Source organism: Brevundimonas aurifodinae (assembly GCF_040195595.1).
Lineage (GTDB): Bacteria > Pseudomonadota > Alphaproteobacteria > Caulobacterales > Caulobacteraceae > Brevundimonas > Brevundimonas aurifodinae.
The window spans coordinates 201,057-220,370 of record NZ_JBEGDD010000003.1 but is presented as its reverse complement, the minus strand read 5'-3'; the positions used below and the strand labels follow the sequence as shown (position 1 = coordinate 220,370).

Below are 19,314 nucleotides of genomic sequence, written 5' to 3'. Positions count from 1 at the left end.
AACCTCAGACGGCGACTCTCGCAGGAATATGGGGCCAAGCTTGGTACCCGTCCAGAGAGAAGTCCCCACGCTCGAACGAGAAAAGGTCCTGCCGGTCCGCCAGGGTCATCGTCGGGAAGGCCAGCGGCTGGCGGGCCAGCTGCAGCTCGGCCTGATCGACATGGTTCAGATACAGATGCGCGTCGCCGAAGGTGTGGACGAACTCGCCCGGCTCATGCCCCGTCACCTTGGCCACCATCATCGTCAGCAGGGCATAGGAGGCGATGTTGAACGGCACGCCCAGGAACACATCGGCCGAGCGCTGATACAGCTGGCAGCTCAGCTTGCCGTCGGCCACGAAGAACTGGAACAGACAGTGGCAGGGCGGCAGGGCCATGTCCTCGATGTCGGCCGGGTTCCAGGCCGACACGATATGGCGGCGGCTGTTCGGGTCGGTCTTCAGCCCTTCGATCAGGCGCGCGATCTGGTCGATCGACTGGCCGTTGGGCGTCGCCCACGACCGCCACTGCTTGCCATAGACCGGCCCCAGCTCGCCCGCCTCGTCGGCCCATTCGTCCCAGATGGTGCAGCCGTTCTCGCGCAGCCAGGCGACGTTGGTCTCGCCGCGCAGGAACCACAGCAGCTCGACGATGATCGATCGCAGATGCAGCTTCTTGGTCGTCAGCAGCGGAAAGCCCTTCGACAGGTCGAACCGCATCTGGCGTCCGAACACCCCCAGTGTCCCCGTGCCCGTCCGGTCGTCCCGGCGCGTCCCGTTGTCCAGGATGTCCTTCAGCAGGTTCAGATACTGGAACTCGGGATGATCGGCCGGTGCCGCCACCTGGGCTCCGATCCGCTCTTCAAGCTCAGTGATTCGGACTGTCGCGTTCATCTCGAGAGTTTCCGGGATGATGGTCGAAAGGAGAACTGCAAACGCGCGATTCTCGACGGAAAGGTCCGTTCTCTTGTGGATCGGCTCGGTCAGAGCGGCGGTCAGAAGGGTTTCATCACAGCGAGCACAGCGAAGGCACGACGAACACGACGGGACCGAGCGGCCCCAACGCCGCCGATCGCCTGTTCCAGGCACCGTGCGTCAAAGGATTGGCGGCTTTGCCGCCGACCCTTTCATCTCGCTTCAGAAGGGACCGATCGGCGACAGGCCCGCGGACTCGTCTCGTCGTGCCTTCGCTGTGCTCGTTGTGATGAACCTCAACCGTTCACACGCGCACGCCTATTCAACACGTTCTCCTCCATTCTTAATGTCCAATCGTCAGTGTTGGACTCGTTGGACTCGGTACCTCCAGAGTCCAATCCGCCCTCAACCCCCAAACCCTCCCTCGTCCAGAAACGCCTGCTCCTCGGCCGACGTCTGCCGCCCCAGCGCCGCGTTCCGGTGCGGGAACCGGCCGAACCGCACGATGATGTCCCGGTGGATGTGAGCGAACTTCAGCGTCTCGGGCATGTCGGCCACCAGCGGCAGCAGGGCGTCCTGATCGGCCAGGGCCTCGGAGTGCATCAGCGGCAGGAACAGGAACTGGCGCAGGTCCGGCTCGAACGCCACCGGATAGCCGCGCGCGATGGCGTCCCGCGCGAACATCAAGGCCAGGGGATCGGTGGCGAATTGGTGCGCGGTGTCTCGAAAGCTGTTCCGCGGGTACTGATCCAGCACGATCATCAGGGCCAGTGCTCCCTCGGCCGTGCCCATCCAGTCGTCCAGATGACGCCTCGCGGCCGCGAAGTGGGCGGCGCGTATTTCCTCGCGGACGCGCCAGTCGAACTGGGGGTCCTTCTTGTACCACTTCGTTGGTCCGGCCTCTTTCCAGAAGCCCACGATCATGGATGGCGTTATGAGACCCGGCATGACGCATTCCTCAGGTGAAGCCTTGGCCCTACCCGATCCGCTGCCCGTCTTCCACGACCGCGATTGCGATCTGTTCATCATCCGCGCCAGGCGCGTCGCCGTCATCGGCTACGGCAGCCAGGGGCGCACCCACGCGCTGAACCTGCGCGACAGCGGCGTCGCCGACATCGTGGTGGGCCTGAAGCCGGGCTCGGCCACCCGGGCGAAGGCCGAGGCCGACGGCTTTCCCGTCATGACGGCCGGCGAGGCCACCACGGGTGCCGACGTCATCGCCGTCATGGTCTCGGACGAAGCCCACCGGGACCTCTGGCGCGACGAGATCGAGCCGAATATCCGGCCGGGTGCGGCGCTGATCTTCGCCCATGGCCTGTCGGTGCGTTTCGGGCTGGTCGCGCCCCGCGCCGACCTCGACGTCATCCTCGCCTCGCCGAAGGGCATCGGGCCGCGCATCCGCGACCTGTACGAGGCGGGTGAGGGTGTCTTCTGCCTGTTCGGCGTGCATCAGGACGCGACGGGCGGCGCGCACGCGCTGGGCCTGTCCTACGCCGCCGCCCTGGGTTGCGGACGCAAGGGCATCCTCGAGACCACCTTCGCCGCCGAATGCGAGAGCGATCTGTTCGGCGAGCAGGTGGTGCTGTGCGGCGGCGTGGCCGAGCTGATCGACGCGGCCTTCATGAAGCTGGTGAACGCCGGCTATCCGCCCGAGGTCGCCTGGTTCGAATGCTTCTACGAGGTCAAGCTGGTCACGGACCTGATGTATGAACGCGGCATCGCCGGAGCCTTTGCCAAGATCTCGAACACGGCGGAATACGGCGCCTATCTGACGGGCCCGCGCGTGATCGGCGACGCCTCCCGGGCAGCGATGGACGAGGTGCTGGCCGAGGTCCGTGACGGCGCGTTCGTCAGGCGACTGATGGCGGACTATGACGCGGGATCGCCTGAGCTGCTTGCCCGGCGAAGCGCGCTCGGCGAACGCACCATCGAACAGGTCGGAGCCCGCCTTTCGGCGGTCGCCGCGACAGCGAAATCCTAACGACCTGGATGGCGGGAAAGATGGTCGGAGTGGCAGGATTCGAACCTGCGACCCCTGCGTCCCGAACGCAGTGCTCTACCAGACTGAGCCACACTCCGACTTGAGGCGCGGCTTATAGCGACGGGGTCAGGGGGCCGCAAGCGGCGTTCGACGCCCCTCGAAAATAGTCCGCAGGCCGGGTGTTGCATCCCCCCCGACCATGGCGTATCTGACCGCCTCCCGGGGCCCTAGGGTCCCGGTGCACCGGTCCTGCTGGGGAATGGTGTAATGGTAACACTCCGGTTTTTGGTACCGTCATTCTAGGTTCGAGTCCTAGTTCCCCAGCCACCGCCTTCCGAGGACAAAGCGCCACCTGACCGCCCGTCGCGTCGGGCGGTCTAGTGCGGTCGCTCGCTGCGGATCGGCAGCCGGACCCGAACCCCCACGCCCGCGTTCGGCGCGGTCTCGAGCGTCATCGCTCCGCCCAGATGCGCCACCAGGCCCTCGACCAGGGCCAGGCCGTCGCCGTTGCTGAGAGATTGGGCCCCTACACCGGAATCCCGGACCACGAGGCTGACGCCGTCCGAAGCCTGGGAATAGGCCACCGCGATCGATCCGCGCCCCGAACCCGGAAAGGCATGCCGCACGGCATTGGACATCAGTTCGTGCAGGATGATGGCCAGCGGCAGGGCGTGGCTTTCGGGCAGGTCGATTCCCGACGCCCGCACGTCGATCCGCACGGCGCGGTCTTCGCAAGCCCGCCGCCAGAAGCCGGCGGCCTCGTCCAGATAAGCCCCGAAATCGACAGAGCCGTCTTCGACCGTCCGACGAGTCAGAAGCCCCATCGCCGCGACGACGTCGCTGAGCCAGGTCAGATGGCGCCGACTCTCTGGATCGGTCACGCTGCGCAGCCGAATGCCCACCAGCGCCTGCAGAAGCTGGTAACCGCCGACGAGGCGTCGTTCCAGTTCAACGATCCGGATTTCCGCGCTCGCGGTCATTCGCCCTCGGCGATCAGTCAAAAAAGCAGGCCTGACTGATACGCCACGGTGAACCATTTCACCAAGAGCGAGTTTCTTCTGTTCGGTAACCGACACAGTAAAGTTAATCGGGCCGGGGATGACAACGCGTGGTGCAGGAAATCGGTGACCTTCGGGTCATGATCGTGGAAGACCAGGCCATCCTCGCGATGGAGCTCGAACTGGTCCTGGGCGACATCGGCTGCGATGTCGTCGGCAGCGCCATGGATCGCGCCGGAGCCTTCGCGGTCGCCGAGCGCGAGCGGCCGGCGCTGGCCCTGGTTGACGTCAACCTGCTGGACGGCCTGACAGGCCCGCAGATCGCCCAGAGGCTGGTCGCCGACTACGGCACCGCCGTGGTGTTCCTGACCGCCAATCCCGAACAGATCCCCGAGGGGTTCGCCGGAGCCCTCGGTGCCGTGTGCAAACCCTTCGACGCGCAGACGATCAAGGCCGTCGTAGCCTTCGCCCGGCAGTTCATCCTGCACCGCACGGTCGGCGAGGCCCCGCGGCGTTTCCGACTGGCCCCGTGGCTGACCACGCCGCCGGCCAGCATCGCGCCGCACTGAACCTCAGGCCAGACCGCCGCCCAGGTCGAGGCCCGGCGATCGGGGCGGGTTCCCGGCCGGGTCGAGGTCCAGTTGCATCAGATGGACATCCAGCCATCGATCGAGCTTCCATCCGACCTGGGCGTAGCGCCCCACCGGGCGAAAGCCGAGCGAGTGATGCAGGGCAATCGAGGCGGCGCTGGTCTGGCTGTCGCTGATCGCCCCGATGACGTGCCGAAGTCCGATGGCCTTCACGCGGGCGATCAGCTGGGTCAGCAGAGCACGCCCGACGCCCCGGCCTCGAGCCGCGTCCTCGACGTAGATCGAGCCCTCGACGCCATAGCGATAGGCGGGTCGGGGCCGAAACGGCGAGGCATAGGCATAGCCCGCGAACGTCCCGTGGACCTCGGCCACCAGCCAGGGCAGTCCCTTGGCTCGAACCGCCTCGAACCGCGACGTCATTTCCGCGAGAGACGGCGGCTCCAGTTCGAAGGTCGCCGTGCCCGTAAGGACTTCGCGGCCATAGAGTGCCGTGATGGCGGACAGGTCGCCTTCTACGGCGTCGCGGATCACGCCCGCTCCCACCCCCGCTCGACCGCCCAGACGGCGAAGGCGTAGTCGTGGGCGACCTCCTTCAGATAGTCGAAGCGCCCGGACGCTCCACCGTGGCCGGCCTCCATGTTGATCTTGAGCAGGACCGGATTGCCCGAGGTGGTCGCGGGCCGCAGCTTGGCGACCCACTTCTGGGGCTCCCAATAGGTGACACGCGGATCGGACAGGCCGCCGGTCGCCAGGATCGCCGGATAGGCCCTGGCTGAGACCTGATCGTAGGGGCTGTAGCTCATCATGTAGTCATAGGCCTCGGGGTCCTCCAGCGGATTGCCCCACTCGGGCCATTCGGGCGGCGTGAGCGGCAGGGAGACGTCCGACATGGTGTTGATGACGTCGACGAAGGGCACCTGGCCGATGATCCCGGCCCAGAGCTCCGGCCGCATGTTGACGACCGCCCCCATCAGCAGCCCACCGGCCGACCCGCCTTGCGCCACGATGTTGCCGGCGCGGGCATAGCTGCGATCGATCAGGTGATCGGCGGCTGCGGTGAAGTCGGTGAAGGTGTTCTTCTTGGTGAACTTGCGTCCGTCCAGGAACCAGCCCCAGCCCTTGTCCGAGCCGCCCCGGATGTGTGCGATGGCATAGATCCAGCCGCGATCGACCAGCGATAGCCGCCCGGTCGAGAAGCTGGCCGGCATCGGGATGCCATACGAGCCGTAGCCGTAGAGCAGCAGCGGGGCAGAGCCGTCGACAGGCGTGGAGCGACGCCGCAGCACCGTGACCGGCACCATCTGGCCGTCCTCGGCCGGCGCGTTCAGCCGCTCGACGACGTAGTCCGCCGGGTTGTGACCGGAGGGAATCTCCTGGACCTTTCTCAGCGTGCGTTCGCGGGTGGCGAGGTCGTAGTCGTAGGTCGAGGTCGGGGTCGACGGCGAGTTGTAGCCGTAACGCATCGTGGTGCTGTCGAACTCAGAGGCCCCCGCGAGCGACAGGGCATAGGCGGGCTCATCGACCGCGATTTCGTGCTCTGCTCCGGCCCGGTCGCGGATGACGATCCTGGTGTTGGCGTCGGCCCGTTCCTGGCGCGCGACGAAGTCGCTCACCAGCGCCACACCCTCGATGAAGCGGCCCGGCGTATGGGGCACCAGATCGGTCCAGGCGCCCCTGTCCGGGGATGCCGTCGGGGCCTCGACGATCTTGAAGTCGATGGCATCGTCGGCGTTGGTGCGGATGACCCAGCGGTCGCTCCAGTGATCGACGTCGTAGCGCTGGCCGACGATGCGTTCGGCGATCAGGCGCGGCTCCGACGTTGGCGAATCGCCGGGGACATAGCGGGCTTCGGACGTCTCCTGGTTCTGGATGCCGATCAAGACGAAGCGGTCGTCGGCGCTGCGGTCCACGCCCAGGAACATGCCCTCGTCTTCCTCGGCATAGACCAGGGTGGTCTCGCCGCCCCGGGCCGGACGCCGGAAGATCTTGTCGGGGCGTCCGTTGTCGTTGCGGTTGGTCCAGAAGATCCAGCGGCTGCAGGGCGAGAAGGTGAAGTTGCCGTTCGCCGACTGGATGGGATCAGGCAGGACCTCGCCGGTCGCCAGGTCGCGGACATAGATCTGGTGAACCTCGGAGCCCTGGGCGTCCTCGGCATAGGCGAACAGGGTGTGGTCGGGGCTATGCTCGGCGGCGGAGACCTCTGAGTACGCCTTGCCCTCGGCGAGCAGATTGGCGTCCAGCAGAAGCTGGGGCGTCGGGGCGACGATGAAGGTCTTCGTCACGGTCTGTCCGTCGACCTTGAAGGTCCCCTGGCGCTCGACGCGCATGTAGCGGGGGTGCTGGTCGCCGGTGCGGTACTCGACGTAGTAGTCCCAGGGGCCATCGGGGGAGGGGACCGAGCTGTCGTCCTCCTTGATGCGGCCCTTCATCTCCTCGAACATCTGGGCCTGAAGCGGCAGGGTGGAGGCCATCATGGCCTCGCGATAGGCGTTCTCGGCCTCGAGGTTTTCGCGAACGTCCGCCTTGATCAGGCCGGGATCGCGCAGGACGGCCTGCCAGTTGTCGTCCTTCATCCACTGGTAGTCGTCGGTCCGGGTGCGGCCCAGCTGCTCGATGGTGACCGGGATCTTTTTGGCGACGGGCGGGACAGGCGACATCTGGGCTCCGGAGCGGGCGAGGGTGGGGGATGCGGCCACCGCGAGGGCCGAGGCGGCGGTGGTGGCGACGAATTGGCGGCGGTTCATGGCAGGCATCCTCTAGGCTGAACGGGCAAGGTGTGCGACCCGATAGGCCGCCGTCAAATGCCGACACCGTCTCGCCGAGCTTTCGCATGATCCAGGTCCCGCCCGCAGAGATCGCCCAACCCCTGGAAGTGGGGGCCCCGGTCCCGCCACCGGTCTGGGACCTGACGGTGGGGCTGATCGAGGCGACCGTGCAACTGGATCAGCCTTCGGGGCCGGACACGCGCACGGTCGGGACCGGTTTTCTGATCCAGGCTCCGAGGGCCGACGGCAGTCCGCGCGTCGTTCTGGTCACCGCGGCTCATGTGTTCGAGCGGATGGAGGACCCGGAGGCGCGGATCGGCTGGCGCCAGGCCCTGCCCGACGGAAGCTGGCGATTCGATCCGCAACCCCTGACCATTCGGGACGACGCGGGCCAGCCGCTCTGGGCGAGGCATTCGGAACGCGACATCGCCGTCATGGAGGTGACAGCGCCGGAGGCCTTCGCCCGCGCGGCCATTCCGGTCGGCTGGCTGGCCGACCAGAACGCCTTCGACGCCTGGCAGGTCGGGCCGGGTGACGAGCTGCTGTCACTGGGTTTCCCCAGGGGTCTGTCGGGCAACCGGGCGGGTTTTCCGATCCTGCGCGTCGGGCGGATCGCCAGCTATCCGTTGTCGCCAGTGGGCGCGTTTCCGACCTTCCTGCTGGACTTCACCGTGTTCCCGGGGAACTCGGGCGGGCCGGTGTTCTGGACGCCCAGCGCGAGGAAGAGGCCCGGCACGACGGAGCCGGAGAACGCCTTCATCGCCGGGATCCTGAGCCAGGAAGTGCGGGTCGGCAACGATCAGCTGGATATCGGCGTGGTGACCCACGCTGTGTTCGTCAGGGAAGCGATCGGCTTGCTGGACTGAGCCGAATTGGACTCGGCGAGTACCGAGTGCAACGAGTCCAAACGCTGAGCGTTGGGGTTAGAATATCAGCGTAAGGCACCAAAATATAAACAGTCCTGGTCGATACCGAGTCTAGGCTGTCTGATACTCCGTCATCCTCGGACTTGATCCGAGGATCGGACTTTCGGCTTGGGAGTGGAGCCGAGCGGAACCATTGCCTCTCAGCGCATCGGTTCTCGTGGCGGTCAATCCGATCCTCGGATCAAGTCCGAGGATGACGGAGTGGGTGGGGGCATGCCCGCGAAAGACCCCTCCGTCTGCTCGCAAGGGCTCGCAGCCACCTCCCCATCGAAGATGGGGAGGAGACGATCAGGCGGCCCCCAGGGCTTCTTTCGTCATCCGCTGCAGCAGCGCGCCGCCCTGGCCGACGGCGGCGAGGCGGCTGGAGCAATGGCCGAGCACATTGGCGGCATAGATTTCGTACAGGGCGATCTTGCCCTCCAGCCAGGCCGGCTCGCCGTCGCCGGCCGCCAGCTTCGCCTTCGCGGCCAGGGCCCCCTTGGCCAGCATCCAGCCGCCGATGACGTCGCCCATCAGCTTCAGATAGGCGTCGGCCGCGGCCAGCACGTCGGCCTGCCGCCCGGCGTCGGCCTTGGCGTCCAGCAGCCAGAGGGTCGCGTCCTGGACGGCCTCTATCCCGGCGGCGAAGCGCTCCAGGGGTTTGCCGGCGTAGAGCCCGCCCATGTCCTTCAGCGTCGCGGTCATCTCGGCGATGATCGCCCGGGCCGAGGCCCCGCCGTCCTGGGACAGTTTGCGGCCGACAAGGTCCATGGCCTGGATGCCGTTGGTGCCCTCGTAGATCGGGGCGATGCGGGCGTCGCGATAGAACTGGGCCGCGCCGGTCTCCTCGACGAAGCCCATGCCGCCATGGATCTGGACGCCTTGCGAGGCGACGTCGACGCCCATGTCGGTCGACCAGGCCTTGGCGATCGGGGTCAGGATGTCCTCACGCCGTTTCCAGTGGGTTCGGGCCTCATCGGTGTCGGCGTGGCGCGCCATGTCTGCGGCAACCCCGGTGGACAGGCAGATGGCGCGGGCGGCCTCGATCCGGGCCTTCATGACCGCCAGGGTCCGGCGCACCTCGGGGTGATCGAAGATCGGCGCGCCCGCCTCGCCGGTCCAGACCGAGCGACCCTGACGACGGTCCAGCGCATAGGCCAGGGCGTGCTGATAGGCCCGCTCGGCGATGCCGACGCCTTCGACACCCACGCCGACACGGGCCGCGTTCATCATGGTGAACATGTGGGCCAGGCCCTCGTGCGGCCGGCCGACGAGCTCGGCCGTCGCCCCCTCGTAGGACATCACGCAGGTGGGGGAGGCGTGGATGCCCAGCTTGTGCTCGATGCCGACGGGTCGGAAGCTGTTGCGATCGCCCAGCGACCCGTCCTGGTGGACGATCCGCTTGTTGGCCAGGAACAGGCTGATGCCCTTGGGTCCCGGTGGCGCGTCGGGCAGGCGGGCCAGCACCATGTGGACGATGTTGTCCGTGGCGTCGTGGTCGCCCCAGGTGATGTAGATCTTCTGGCCGGTCAGGGCATAGGTGCCGTCGCCGTTGGGCGTTGCGGTCGCGGTCAGGGCGCCCAGGTCCGAGCCGGCCTGAGGCTCGGTCAGGCACATGGCCCCGGTCCATTCGCCCGAGACCATGCGGGGCAGGTAGGCGGTCTTCTGGTGCTCGGTCCCGTGTTCCTCGATCGCCTCGATGGCGGCGAGCGACAGCATGGGGCAGAGGCCGAACGCCATGTTGGCGCTGTGCACCGTCTCATAGGCGGCGAGTTCGAGCGCCTTGGGCAGGGCCTGACCGCCGGCATGGGCCGGGGCCGCCAGTCCGGTCCAGCCACCCTCGGCGAACTGTCGATAGGCGTCGGCGAACCCTGGCGCCGCGGTGACGGCCCCGTTGGCATAGGTCGCGCCGGCCAGATCGCCCGGGCGGTTCAGCGGGGCCAGAACCCCCTCCGAGAACTGGCCGGCCGCCTCCAGCACCGCGCCCAGCACATCGCCGTCATAGTCGGGGAAGGCCCCCGTGGCCGCCAGGTCATCGATCCCCGCGACGGCGGTCAGGCAGAAGGCCAGGTCGCGAACAGGCGCGCGATAGGTCATGGGGCGGTCCTCCGGAACGTTTCGCCTTCTTTGCGGCCATGCCGCCACGGCAGGCAAGACTTGGACTTCGCGTCGGAGTGAGCCAAGCTGTCGCGATCGCAGCGCCCGTTTCCGGTGAACCATGGCCGAACCCCGTAATCGCTACTCGACCGTCTCGCTGCTGTTCCACTGGGGAATCGCGCTGGCCGTGCTGGCGCAGGTGCTGTTGATCGCCGCATCGGACGCCAGCGACGGCCAGCCGGCCGCGCGAGAGTTCGTGGGCGCGCACAAGGCGCTGGGCCTGACGATTCTGGTCGCCACCCTGGCCCGAATCGGCTGGCGACTGGCCAATCCCGCCATTCCCCTGCCGCCCGGCACGCCCGGTTGGCAGAAGATCGCAGCGCGGGCCAACCATGTCGCCTTCTACGTCGTCCTGATCGGCCTGCCCCTCGGCGGCTGGGCGGCGTCCAGCGCGGGCGGGCGGGACATCGACTATTTCGGGTTGTTCAACTGGCCGCTGTTGCCCCTCCCGCTCGATCGCGATCTGGCGGGCCAGTTCATGGACGCGCATCGGGCGGGCGTGAAGCTGTTGTACGTCCTCCTCGCCCTGCACGTTCTGGCGGCCCTGAAACATCAGTTCCTGGACCGGGACAACGTCCTGCACCGGATGATCCCGCTCATTCCCCGGCGACCATGACATGACGCGGGCCCTCGCCACCCTGCTGTTCGGCGTCGGTCTGATGATCGCCAGCGGCGTCCGCGCCGACGTCGGACGCTGGGAGGTGGTTCGCTCCGAATCGACCATCATCATGCGGGTCGGATCCCCGCTCGGCGCGCGGTCCGGGCGCTTCGAACGCTGGACCGGCGACATCCGGTTCGACCCCGCCGCGCCCGCCTCGGCGAGCGTCGGCATCGAGGTGGAGGCGGCCTCGCTGCGGATGGACGACGCAGCCCTGACGCGCACGGCCCTGGGTCCGGCGTTTCTGGACAGCGCCGCCCATCCGCGCATCGCCTTTCGGCTGAGATCGCTCGAGGCGGGGTCCGGAGACCGGTTCACGGCGCGGGCGGACATCACCATGAAGGGTGTCACCAGGCCCGTCAGCTTTCCGTTGACCTTGCGCACCGATGGCCGGACGGCGCAGATGACCGGCGGCTTCTCTCTGGATCGGGCGGCCTTCGGCATCGGAACGCGTGGGCCTTGGAACGGACTGATCGGACGACAGGTGAGAGTGGACGTGGTCCTGGCGACCCGTCCGGCGGGCTGAGCGCGGCCGTCCAGGCCCTGCGCGCCGGTGATCTGCTGATCCTGCCGACCGAGACGGTCTATGGCCTCGCCGCCGATGCCGGGAATGCCGCCGCCGTGGCGCGCATCTTCGAGGCGAAGGGAAGACCGCGCTTCAACCCCCTGATCTCTCACGTCTTCGATGCGGCTGCCGCCGAAGCCATCGCGGTGTTCGACGACACCGCCCGGGCCTTGGCCGACGCCTTCTGGCCCGGACCGTTGACGATCGTCGCAGCCTCACGGCCCGGCGCGGTCTGCGATCTGGCCAGGGCCGGGCTGGACAGCGTCGCGGTGCGGGTGCCGGGCCACCCTGTGGCGCGGGAGGTGCTGGCGGCGTTCGGTGGGCCGGTGGTCGCGCCCTCGGCCAATCGCTCGGGCCGTCCCAGCCCGACCATCCTCGCCGATGCGGTCGAGGAGACGGGACGCTTCGCCGCCGCCGCCCTGGACGGCGGGGCCTGCGCCGTGGGGGTTGAGAGCACCGTCGTCTCGGTGCTGGAGGGTGGCGTCGCCCTGTTGCGCCCTGGCGCGGTCACGCGCGAGCAGATCGAGGGGCTGGTCGGGGGTCTGCATGACGACGCGCAGGGTCATCGTTCCCCGGGCCGGCAAACCACTCATTATGCGCCGGACGCCCCGGTCCGCATCGAGGCGACGGCGGCGGGCGACGGCGAGATCCTGCTGGGCTTCGGACCGGGCGTGGGGGAGGCGCGCTGGAGCCTGAGCCCGGCGGGGGACCTGCGCGAAGCGGCGGCCAATCTGTTTCGCCTGCTGCGCGAGGCGGATCGCGAACGTCCGACGGGGATCGCGGTCGCCCCCGTGCCGGGGACGGGTCTGGGCGAGGCGATCAACGACCGGCTGAGGCGCGCGGCGGGGTTCGTCGGTTGATCGACCGTGGGTCGAGACCCCACCCGTGGCTGTGACAACGCGTTTCTCCCCGGCCTGGCGGCGTCGACGCCGCCACGCTTGAACCGACACGGGAACGGGCCACATACTCCCTCGAACGCCGTCGGAATCGACGGGCCTGCCCAGGGTGTCGCTGCATGTCGCGGGGCGTCAGGGCAGGCGGGCCGGAGATCGTCAATGGCCCAGGAGCGCATTATGTCCGAGAGTAAAGTCCTGCCTGTCCTGCCCCTGCGGGACATCGTCGTGTTTCCCCACATGGTCGTGCCGCTCTTCGTGGGGCGCGAGAAGTCCGTGCGGGCGCTCGACGAGATCATGAAGGGTGAGAAGCAGATCCTGCTGGCCACCCAGAAGAACAGCGTCGACGACGACCCGACGCCCGACGCCATCTATCCGATCGGCGTCCTGGCCACGGTTCTGCAGCTGCTGAAACTGCCCGACGGCACGGTCAAGGTTCTGGTTGAGGGCAAGGGCCGCGCCCGCCTGACCCGCTTCACGGAGCGCGAGGAGTTCTTCGAGGCAGAAGCCGTCGAGATCGAGGACGACCTGGGCGATCCGTCCCAGGCCGAGGCCATGCTGCGCGCCGTGGTCGAGCAGTTCGAGAACTATGTGAAGCTGAACAAGAAGGTGCCGCCCGAGGCCCTCAGCTCCATCCCCCAGATCACCGATCCGTCCAAGCTGGCGGACAGCGTCGCTGCCCATCTGTCGGTCAAGATCGCCGACAAGCAGGCGCTGCTGGAAACCATCGTCGTGCCGCAGCGGCTGGAGAAGGTCTACGGCCTGATGGAGGGCGAGATCAGCGTCCTCCAGGTCGAGAAGAAGATCCGCTCGCGCGTGAAGCGTCAGATGGAGAAGACCCAGCGCGAATATTATCTGAACGAGCAGATGAAGGCGATCCAGCGAGAACTGGGCGAAACCGACGACGCGCGCGACGAGATCATGGAGCTGGAGAAGCGCATTCGCAAGACGCGCCTGTCCAGGGAAGCTCGGACCAAGGCCGATGCCGAGGTCAAGAAGCTGCGCAACATGTCGCCCATGTCGGCGGAATCGACCGTGGTTCGGAACTACCTCGACTGGCTGCTGTCCGTGCCGTGGGGCAAGGCCAAGCAGAAGCCGATCGACCTGAACAAGGCCGAGGACATCCTCGAGGAAGACCATTACGGCCTCGAGAAGGTCAAGGAACGGATCATCGAGTACCTGGCCGTCCAGGCCCGCACCAACTCGCTGAAGGGCCCAATCCTTTGCCTGGTCGGCCCTCCGGGTGTCGGCAAGACCTCGCTGGCCAAGTCGATCGCCAAGGCGACGGGGCGTGAGTACGTCCGCATGTCGCTGGGCGGGATGCGCGACGAGGCCGAGATTCGTGGTCACCGCCGGACCTATATCGGTTCGATGCCGGGCAAGATCATCCAGTCGATGAAGAAGGTGAAGACGACCAACGCGTTCATCCTGCTGGACGAGATCGACAAGCTGGGCGCCGACTGGCGCGGCGACCCGTCCTCGGCTCTGCTGGAGGTGCTGGACCCGGCGCAGAACAATGCGTTCGGCGACCACTATCTGGAGGTCGACTACGATCTGTCGAACGTGATGTTCGTCACCACGGCCAACAGCCTGGACATGCCCCAGCCGCTCAAGGACCGGATGGAGATCATCCACGTCTCCGGCTACACCGAGGACGAGAAGGTCCAGATCGCCAAGCGACACGTCCTGCCCAAGGTCACGACCGACAACGGCCTGACGCCGGCCGAGTTGGTGGTGCCCGACGAGACCATCCGCGACCTGATCCGCTACTATACCCGCGAGGCCGGCGTGCGGTCGCTGGAGCGGGCGCTGGGCGGGCTGGCGAGAAAGGCCGTGCGGGAGATGGCCAAGGAGAAGACTCTCTCCATCACCGTCGACGCCGAGAAGCTGGCCCAGTACGCGGGCGTCAAGAAATACCGCTACGGCGAGACCGACGAGGAGGATCAGGTCGGCATCGTCACCGGCCTGGCCTGGACCCAGTTCGGCGGCGACATCCTGACCATCGAGGCGATCAAGATGCCGGGCCGCGGTCGCATGACCGTGACCGGCAATCTGAAGGACGTGATGAAGGAGTCCATCTCGGCCGCCGCCAGCTATGTCCGGGCCCGCTCGTTGGCCTTCGGCGTCAAGCCGCCGGTGTTCGAGAAGACCGACATTCACGTCCACGTCCCGGACGGCGCCACGCCCAAGGACGGCCCGTCCGCCGGTGTCGCCATGACGGTGGCCATGGTCTCGGTCCTGACCGGCGTGCCGATCAGGAAGGACATCGCCATGACCGGCGAGATCACACTGCGCGGCCGGGTCACCGCCATCGGTGGCCTGAAGGAGAAGCTGCTCGCGGCGCTCCGTTCCGGCGTCAAGACCGTGCTGATCCCGCAGGAGAACGAGAAGGACCTCGCCGACGTGCCCGACAATGTGAAGGGCGCGCTGGAGATCGTTCCGATCTCGACGGCCGATGAGGCGCTGAAGTGGGCCCTCACCGGCTCCCTGACGGCGGTCGAATGGGACGAGGTCGCCGAGCCGCTTAACCCGGCTCCGGCCACGGTCCCGCCGATCGACGGCAGCACGGTCGTCAGCCACTGACGCAAACGAGCCACCTCCCCATCCGCAGGATGGGGAGGTGGCAAGGCGCTTCTTCAGCGCCGTGACGGAGGGGTTCTTGCCGCGCGCGCGATCCTCCGCCAAACACCCCCCGTGGATGGGCGGCTAGCTCAGCTGGTCAGAGCATCTCGTTTACACCGAGAGGGTCGGCGGTTCGAACCCGTCGCCGCCTACCACTTTCTGAGATAGCAATCAGGTATTTACCGCCGTTTGGCGGCCAAGAGATGCTCCTTATTCGAACCGTTTTCGTCGAAGGGGGGCGTTAGGGGGGCAGTTTTTGCGGATTTCGCTGAAACGCCCTGCGACGCGATGAACAGCTCTTTGAGGCTATTGCCGCTTCCAGAGTCGGTGGCGTTAGCTGCCAGTGGCAGCGCTCGAGCGCGCGGAAAGCCGGTGGCCATGACCGAGTTTGGCTCAAAGCGGCAGTTCGTAATGTCTTTTCTCAGCAGGGCCTCGGCAATACGAAATCCATGCAGGCATAGGCTGTGCGCCAAGGCGGCGTAGCATTGCACGGCCTAATCTAAGGCTTATGGACAAAGCAGTGCAGGGCCGGATTTGCACTTCGATGACGACCAACACATCGCACAGATCGCTTCCGCCTTCTGGCGGCGGACGTCGACCGGCCGCCTCCGAAGCGCACGCTCTGAACGCCGCCTAAAGAGACCCATAAGGTTAAGCGGTGACGCGGCTAAGGCGCTCAAGATAGTCCTCCAAGGACACCATGGGCTCTGACGCATCCTCTATGAAAGTTAGCGAATGGAGGATCGAGGTCTCATAGTGCGATGCGCACAGAATCTCGCCTCCGTCATCGAACCAGTGGGTGGCTTCCGGAACTAGGTCAAACGGCAGCGGATGACGGGCGCAGGGGTTGTGGAACACCTCCAGCTCGGCGGTCAGGGGTTCGGCGCCCTGTGGCCACAGGGTCCGATACTCTTCACTCATGATATCGAGCCGGAACGGCTTGCCCTCGTAAGCCCCGGGACTACGGTCGAAAAACTCCCCGAACCTGACGACCCGAGCCCCTGGGGTCGGCGCGCCCCGCGTGATCATGTAGCGGTTGAGCTTGGCCACCGAACAGGCGTTTGTGAAGATGAGCGCGGACAGCTCTGAAGCGCGGTCGTCGCGAAACAGACCCGCGGGAAAGGCACCCGGGCCTTTCAGCGTCTCGGCTGTGAGCCGTTCAGGGATCGGTCGCGCGCCGGTGCGATCCAGGCGGGCGCCTTCGCCGTACAGATAACCGATCAGGCTCGAACGGCTCCACACCATCGACGCCCCGCCCTGGAAGTCCGCCAGGGCGATCGCAAAGGGTTTGCCGACGACATGATCCAGGTCCGCATACCTCCGTTGAAGCTTGCTGCCGATCGTTTTGGCAAACCGTTCGGCGGCGGCTCCGAAGAACAGCTCTTCCTTGTCGTCGGGGGCATGCAACGGCGGCGCATTGGCGTGGTCATAGGCGAAAGGCGGGTTGGCGGTCACCGCCTCGACCCAGGCCTCGCCGCCCCGCCGGTTGCGGATGTGAAAATCCGGGGACTCGACCGGTTGGGTGACCAGTAGGCCTTGTTCTCGGAAGGAGCCGAGGAGTTGCGCCTCCCAGAGCCGGGTGTGGAAGTTGGCGGTCTGACAGTCGCTGACCCAGTTGGCGTCGGGGTTGGGCAGGGACAGATAGAGCTGGTTCAGGAGCCAGGCGGCGCCAGTGTGAGTCGGGCGCAGCAAGGTCTTGAAAGCCGGACTGAGCGTCCGGCCAGAGAGGTCTCGCAGGCTGGTCCGACGTCGCACGGAAGGGGGCAAGGGCTCCGACGGATCTGTATCCCGGAGCCGCGCTCCGACCGCGGCTTTCGCGGCGTCGAATGTCGCGAAGCCATGGTCGTCTGAGACGATCGTCCAGACGTCGTCCACCCGCCGCCGCATGGCGAGAACGCCGAAGGAGCCGTCGGCGTCATCGCGCCGTACGCACCCCCAGCTGCGTTCCTCGTCGCCGATCCAGGCTCCGACGGGCGGACGCGTCCCGAACCCATGCCCGCGCGGCAGGGCGAGGGCGAATACGTCGAACATGGGGGGGCGGAGTTCGTTCATCGCCTTCATATAGGCTGGCGCGGCGGGGGCGCCCGGCCTCCCGATAGAAACGGCGTGACCGATCCCGTCTTCCTGGTCGCAACTGGGATTTATCGCTCGACGGTCCTTTCCATCGGCGCCCGGGGCTGGTCGCGCTAGCGCTGTTCCGCCAAATGCGCGGGCCGCAGCGAACCGGCGAAGGACAATCAGGAGCCCTGTGGGCGTTTCTGGAACATCGGGAAGAAGCTGGTCTGTCGCTTCAGCTTCAGCAGATCGGCGCCGGTGATGGTCCTGGCGCTGCGCCGTTCGCCACCCGACTCGGTGACGACCTCGAGGTCGGGATTGTCGATCATGGCCTGATGGATGTCGTCGGCGTGGGCCGGCGTCGCATTGTAGATGCTGCCGTAGAAGTCTCCGACGGAGATCACATCGCCATGTTCGGAAATGAACCGGGGGATATCATCGAGCAGTTGGGCGTGTGCGGCCTCGCGCCCCACCTGGTCGAAGAGATAGAGGCCAGCAGTGTCGTGGCTCGGGTCATAGGCGAGCATGTTCAGACCGGACCGTCCGAAGTGGGCCTGAGCCGAGGCGTTCTCGTGCAGGATGTTGTTATAGACCTGCCGCGCCCGGGGCACGTTCGCGAAATGGATCAGCCAGTAGCGCCAGCCGGTCGGGTTGTTGATGGAGAACGGGCTGACATAGGGGGCGCACCCCCGGAAGGCTTCAAACACGATCCGCTCCGCCGCGCCAAGCCATGCGCTGCGGCTCATGGCCTGCTCCAGGGCGTTCAGATCCGCCGGGTCCAGATGAAGATGCGCTAGCTGCCGCGCGAGCAACGCCGGTTCCGTCTTGCGCAGGAAGGAGACGAGGGCTTCGATCGCAAAGGTGTAGAAGATTTCGACCGACGGATTCGATCGCATGATGTCGACCAGGGTCGCTCGCGTAACGAGGCTGTGACCGCACTGGTCGAGATTGAGCAGCACGCTGCGATACCTGCCCTGCTCCAGGAGCGCCTTGATGTCGGGGTAAGCGCTCTCGAATGGCTGCGACAGGTATTCGACGCGGACGTGAAGCCTTGGCGCGGTCTCCCGGATTTCCGCCAGCATCGGTTCGACCCGGCCCTTCAACAGCTCGACGACATCCGCCTCGGCGTCATTGAGGACCAGAAGGCACTCGATCTCCAGCGCTCCGAGCCCATGGGTGGCGCGCTGGAGGTTGATGGCGTCGCTCGCCTTGCGGAGCTCTTCCAACACGATCAGGGGCGATCCGCTGGCCCCGCATTTGTAGGCGCCAGCGCCCGCGAACCCGTCGACGATGGCGAGCCGGAAGCGGCTCTGCATCGGTAGCTGACACCGCACGGACAGGTACTGAAACAGATACTCCCGAAGGATCTTGTGCTTGCGACGCGAGTGATCCTCGAGAACCGCCCCGTGCGCCCATGGATAGAGTTTTTCGACCATCGCCCCTTCGTCGCCTGCCTCAGGCCACAGAGTGGACGGGCATCTCGTCCCAGGTCCGGCCGCGATATTCCCGCCCGTTCGCCTTCTTCGAACGGCGCTGGTTGTCCTTGCCCCACGCCCCCCACTGTTTGAAGAAGAAGGCCGTGCCCGAGGCCTCGCATTGCTCATGGATCTGATCGATCCAATCCTCGCGGATTGGTCGGGCGAAACGTCCGCTCTCGCCTCCGACGATCGCCCAGTGGATACCGGTCAGGTCGACCTCACCCACAGGCCCGATCAGCGGCTCGAAGGAGATAAACCGGATGCGTGCGGGAACTGACCGCAGATCGGCGATCCGGCCGTCCACGTCCGCGTTCTCCACGCTGGTCCCAAGCCATACATTGGGCAGGACGTCGGGGACGCATCGGCTAACGAACTCGGCCATCCGGTCGGGGCGCTTGGTGAGGATCTGATAGTTGTGGCGCGGGGTCTCGCCCATCACCCGCCAGACCTCAAGGATAAAGGCGTCGCTGACTTTTTCGTGGAACAGGTCGCTCATCGAGTTGACAAAGATCTTGCGTGGCTTGCGCCAACGGTGGGGGATGTCGAGCGCCTCGCGGTCTTCTCGGACCACCCCGTTCCAGATAGCCCGTTTGCCGCTCCTGCGGGTCAAGCCAGCGTATTTGGCAACGCCCATCGCTTCAAGGCGTCGGGCCATCTCCATGGCGTAGCAGTGGGTGCAGCCCGCCGACATGATCGTGCAGCCAGCAACAGGATTCCAGGTGGCGTCCGTCCACTCGATTTGGGTCTCGGCCATG

The 19,314-nt window shown here is 66.6% G+C and carries 17 protein-coding genes and 3 tRNA genes; 9 read left to right on the top strand and 11 right to left on the bottom strand.

What is annotated here, in order from left to right:
* Window positions 1–4: 4 nt before the first annotated feature.
* Both ABN401_RS05240 and ABN401_RS05235 read right to left on the bottom strand, forming a co-directional pair.
* Window positions 5–871: a thymidylate synthase gene (locus ABN401_RS05240; protein ID WP_349683773.1), complete on the bottom strand. Its 867-nt coding sequence runs from the start codon at window positions 869–871 to the stop codon at window positions 5–7.
* 426 nt (window positions 872–1,297) lie between these two features.
* The gene (locus tag ABN401_RS05235) at window positions 1,298–1,840 is read right to left on the bottom strand and encodes a DUF924 family protein (RefSeq protein ID WP_349683772.1); all 543 of its coding nucleotides are present in this window, start codon (window positions 1,838–1,840) and stop codon (window positions 1,298–1,300) included.
* On the opposite strand from ABN401_RS05235, the gene ilvC reads away from it, so the two are divergent.
* A complete protein-coding gene (gene ilvC, locus ABN401_RS05230; protein WP_349683771.1) occupies window positions 1,839–2,873 on the top strand; it encodes a ketol-acid reductoisomerase in 1,035 nt (344 codons plus the stop codon). The genes ABN401_RS05235 and ilvC overlap by 2 nt on opposite strands.
* Before the next feature lie 21 nt (window positions 2,874–2,894).
* Here ilvC and ABN401_RS05225 read toward each other — a convergent pair.
* Window positions 2,895–2,971, bottom strand: a tRNA-Pro gene (locus tag ABN401_RS05225).
* Window positions 2,972–3,126: 155 nt separating this feature from the next.
* On the opposite strand from ABN401_RS05225, the gene ABN401_RS05220 reads away from it, so the two are divergent.
* A tRNA-Gln gene (locus tag ABN401_RS05220) sits at window positions 3,127–3,200 on the top strand.
* A 50-nt stretch (window positions 3,201–3,250) separates the two neighbouring features.
* Here ABN401_RS05220 and ABN401_RS05215 read toward each other — a convergent pair.
* Window positions 3,251–3,853, bottom strand: a complete 603-nt coding sequence (locus ABN401_RS05215) for a sensor histidine kinase (protein WP_349683770.1) — start codon at window positions 3,851–3,853, stop codon at window positions 3,251–3,253.
* Window positions 3,854–3,984: 131 nt separating this feature from the next.
* Between ABN401_RS05215 and ABN401_RS05210 the strand changes: the two genes are divergently transcribed.
* Window positions 3,985–4,440, top strand: coding sequence for a response regulator (locus ABN401_RS05210; RefSeq protein WP_349683769.1), 456 nt, complete (start codon window positions 3,985–3,987; stop codon window positions 4,438–4,440).
* A gap of 3 nt (window positions 4,441–4,443) precedes the next feature.
* Here ABN401_RS05210 and ABN401_RS05205 read toward each other — a convergent pair whose 3' ends face one another.
* Together ABN401_RS05205 and ABN401_RS05200 are read right to left on the bottom strand one after the other, a co-directional pair.
* A complete protein-coding gene (locus ABN401_RS05205; RefSeq protein WP_349683768.1) occupies window positions 4,444–4,992 on the bottom strand; it encodes a GNAT family N-acetyltransferase in 549 nt (182 codons plus the stop codon).
* Entirely contained in the window at window positions 4,989–7,205 is a 2,217-nt protein-coding gene (locus tag ABN401_RS05200) for a S9 family peptidase (protein ID WP_349683767.1), read from the bottom strand. The genes ABN401_RS05205 and ABN401_RS05200 overlap by 4 nt, the downstream gene beginning before the upstream one ends.
* Before the next feature lie 86 nt (window positions 7,206–7,291).
* On the opposite strand from ABN401_RS05200, the gene ABN401_RS05195 reads away from it, so the two are divergent.
* Window positions 7,292–8,092 (top strand): trypsin-like serine peptidase, encoded by an 801-nt coding sequence (locus tag ABN401_RS05195; RefSeq protein WP_349683766.1) that lies wholly within the window; start codon window positions 7,292–7,294, stop codon window positions 8,090–8,092.
* A 348-nt stretch (window positions 8,093–8,440) separates the two neighbouring features.
* Here ABN401_RS05195 and ABN401_RS05190 read toward each other — a convergent pair whose 3' ends face one another.
* Window positions 8,441–10,228, bottom strand: a complete 1,788-nt coding sequence (locus ABN401_RS05190; protein WP_349683765.1) for an acyl-CoA dehydrogenase — start codon at window positions 10,226–10,228, stop codon at window positions 8,441–8,443.
* Window positions 10,229–10,349: 121 nt separating this feature from the next.
* Between ABN401_RS05190 and ABN401_RS05185 the strand changes: the two genes are divergently transcribed.
* The 5 genes from ABN401_RS05185 to ABN401_RS05165 all read left to right on the top strand — a co-directional run bounded on the left by ABN401_RS05185 (window position 10,350) and on the right by ABN401_RS05165 (window position 15,181).
* On the top strand, window positions 10,350–10,904 hold the full coding sequence (locus ABN401_RS05185; protein WP_349683764.1) for a cytochrome b: 555 nt from the start codon (window positions 10,350–10,352) through the stop codon (window positions 10,902–10,904).
* A gap of 1 nt (window position 10,905) precedes the next feature.
* Complete coding sequence (locus tag ABN401_RS05180; protein WP_349683763.1) at window positions 10,906–11,472, top strand: YceI family protein; 567 nt, start codon at window positions 10,906–10,908, stop codon at window positions 11,470–11,472.
* Window positions 11,469–12,371: an L-threonylcarbamoyladenylate synthase gene (locus ABN401_RS05175; protein WP_349683849.1), complete on the top strand. Its 903-nt coding sequence runs from the start codon at window positions 11,469–11,471 to the stop codon at window positions 12,369–12,371. Before ABN401_RS05180 ends, ABN401_RS05175 begins: the two co-directional genes overlap by 4 nt.
* 213 nt (window positions 12,372–12,584) lie before the next feature.
* Complete coding sequence (lon, locus tag ABN401_RS05170; protein ID WP_349683762.1) at window positions 12,585–14,987, top strand: endopeptidase La; 2,403 nt, start codon at window positions 12,585–12,587, stop codon at window positions 14,985–14,987.
* A gap of 117 nt (window positions 14,988–15,104) precedes the next feature.
* Window positions 15,105–15,181: transfer RNA gene (locus tag ABN401_RS05165), tRNA-Val, on the top strand.
* Window positions 15,182–15,205: 24 nt separating this feature from the next.
* On the opposite strand, the gene ABN401_RS05160 is transcribed toward ABN401_RS05165, so the two are convergent.
* The 4 genes from ABN401_RS05160 to ABN401_RS05145 all read right to left on the bottom strand — a co-directional run bounded on the left by ABN401_RS05160 (window position 15,206) and on the right by ABN401_RS05145 (window position 19,313).
* Window positions 15,206–15,517: a hypothetical protein gene (locus ABN401_RS05160; protein ID WP_349683761.1), complete on the bottom strand. Its 312-nt coding sequence runs from the start codon at window positions 15,515–15,517 to the stop codon at window positions 15,206–15,208.
* A gap of 160 nt (window positions 15,518–15,677) precedes the next feature.
* Window positions 15,678–17,057, bottom strand: coding sequence for a hypothetical protein (locus ABN401_RS05155; protein ID WP_349683760.1), 1,380 nt, complete (start codon window positions 17,055–17,057; stop codon window positions 15,678–15,680).
* A 206-nt stretch (window positions 17,058–17,263) separates the two neighbouring features.
* Window positions 17,264–18,517: a three-Cys-motif partner protein TcmP gene (locus ABN401_RS05150; protein WP_349683759.1), complete on the bottom strand. Its 1,254-nt coding sequence runs from the start codon at window positions 18,515–18,517 to the stop codon at window positions 17,264–17,266.
* A 19-nt stretch (window positions 18,518–18,536) separates the two neighbouring features.
* Window positions 18,537–19,313 carry a DUF5131 family protein gene (locus ABN401_RS05145; protein WP_349683758.1) on the bottom strand — a complete coding sequence of 259 codons (777 nt, stop codon included), beginning with the start codon at window positions 19,311–19,313 and terminating at the stop codon, window positions 18,537–18,539.
* Window position 19,314: the final 1 nt, after the last annotated feature.

Bases quoted from the DNA above. Each gene is read 5' to 3' on its own strand.
- ABN401_RS05195 (WP_349683766.1), top strand. From the start codon at position 7,292: ATGATCCAGGTCCCGCCCGCAGAGATCGCCCAACCCCTGGAAGTGGGG.
- ABN401_RS05190 (WP_349683765.1), bottom strand. From the start codon at position 10,228: ATGACCTATCGCGCGCCTGTTCGCGACCTGGCCTTCTGCCTGACCGCC.
- ABN401_RS05240 (WP_349683773.1), bottom strand. From the start codon at position 871: ATGAACGCGACAGTCCGAATCACTGAGCTTGAAGAGCGGATCGGAGCC.
- ABN401_RS05200 (WP_349683767.1), bottom strand. From the start codon at position 7,205: ATGAACCGCCGCCAATTCGTCGCCACCACCGCCGCCTCGGCCCTCGCG.
- ABN401_RS05145 (WP_349683758.1), bottom strand. From the start codon at position 19,313: ATGGCCGAGACCCAAATCGAGTGGACGGACGCCACCTGGAATCCTGTT.
- ABN401_RS05150 (WP_349683759.1), bottom strand. From the start codon at position 18,517: ATGGTCGAAAAACTCTATCCATGGGCGCACGGGGCGGTTCTCGAGGAT.
- lon (WP_349683762.1), top strand. From the start codon at position 12,585: ATGTCCGAGAGTAAAGTCCTGCCTGTCCTGCCCCTGCGGGACATCGTC.
- ABN401_RS05235 (WP_349683772.1), bottom strand. From the start codon at position 1,840: ATGCCGGGTCTCATAACGCCATCCATGATCGTGGGCTTCTGGAAAGAG.
- ABN401_RS05215 (WP_349683770.1), bottom strand. From the start codon at position 3,853: ATGACCGCGAGCGCGGAAATCCGGATCGTTGAACTGGAACGACGCCTC.
- ABN401_RS05155 (WP_349683760.1), bottom strand. From the start codon at position 17,057: ATGTTCGACGTATTCGCCCTCGCCCTGCCGCGCGGGCATGGGTTCGGG.
- ABN401_RS05185 (WP_349683764.1), top strand. From the start codon at position 10,350: ATGGCCGAACCCCGTAATCGCTACTCGACCGTCTCGCTGCTGTTCCAC.
- ilvC (WP_349683771.1), top strand. From the start codon at position 1,839: ATGACGCATTCCTCAGGTGAAGCCTTGGCCCTACCCGATCCGCTGCCC.
- ABN401_RS05180 (WP_349683763.1), top strand. From the start codon at position 10,906: ATGACGCGGGCCCTCGCCACCCTGCTGTTCGGCGTCGGTCTGATGATC.